At 75.2% G+C, this 483-nt stretch carries 1 protein-coding gene; it reads left to right on the top strand.

From position 1 onward, the window contains the following. Positions 1-99: 99 nt before the first annotated feature. Positions 100-483 (top strand): hypothetical protein (locus FV222_RS30830; protein ID WP_210248532.1); only part of this gene is annotated, 384 nt, incomplete at its 3' end.

Genomic DNA, 483 nt, shown 5'->3' with positions numbered 1-483 from the left:
CCGGCGATGCCGACGGCCGCCGCTGCGCCTGCAGTAGTGGCGGGCGGCGTCGCGGAGCGGCCGGTCGGCGCCGGTGGTGATGGAGGCGGAGCATCTAGGATGAGCGCGATCGTCGGCGCAGCGAGCTGGATCTCCGGCGCCTTCGCCTCGGCAGTCTTCGCATCAGAGGCCTTCGTGTCGGATGACGGCGCCTCGGCCTTCGCCTTGGCGTCCTCGGGCGCCGCCGCGGCAAGCTCCGCCTTGCCGTGGTCCGACGCGGAGGGGCCGCCCTCGAGCTTCGCCGCTTCCGTGGGCGGGGGCGCCGCGGCGTCCTGGACGGTAGCCGGCTTCGTCTCGGATGGCGCGTCGGCCGTGGGCCGCGCCGTATCGGCGTCGCGGGTGACGGGTCCTGTCGAAGCCGTCGCGGGACGCGGCGTCCCAAAACCCGTCCGATGTGGGCTGGCCTTTGCCGGCGCGGCGGGCCAATCCGCTGCTGCGACCCGC

It is taken from the genome of Methylobacterium sp. WL103 (genome assembly GCF_008039885.1).
Lineage (GTDB): Bacteria > Pseudomonadota > Alphaproteobacteria > Rhizobiales > Beijerinckiaceae > Methylobacterium > Methylobacterium cerastii.
This window is presented reverse-complemented; position numbering and strand designations above follow the sequence as displayed.